This is a genomic window from Falsihalocynthiibacter sp. BN13B15 (genome assembly GCF_041205415.1).
Lineage (GTDB): Bacteria > Pseudomonadota > Alphaproteobacteria > Rhodobacterales > Rhodobacteraceae > Falsihalocynthiibacter > Falsihalocynthiibacter arcticus.
The window spans coordinates 1-243 of the sequence record NZ_JBGFCE010000136.1; the positions used below are offsets into that span (position 1 = coordinate 1).

The 243-nt window shown below is 57.2% G+C and carries 1 pseudogene; it reads left to right on the top strand.

The window, feature by feature from the left end:
* Positions 1 to 243 (top strand): annotated as a pseudogene (locus tag AB9F26_RS22520) (hypothetical protein); the annotation flags it as partial.

A 243-nucleotide genomic window follows, 5' to 3' on the forward strand; every position in this document is an offset into this window, starting at 1 on the left:
GTTGTCAAATAGCATGGACGCCGCAAACTGCGTTGAGGCGCTGAAAGAGGCATTGGCCAATCACGGCACGCCGGAGATATTCAACACCCCCTCTCAGGCATTGCTTCGCAATACCCTGCCGGGCAATGGATCAGGGCAGCCAGTTCACCAGCGGCGATTGGATCGACGTGCTAACTGATGCCAAAATCAAGGTCAGCATGGATGGCAAAGGCGCGTGGCGCGACAATCGGATGATCGAGCGCG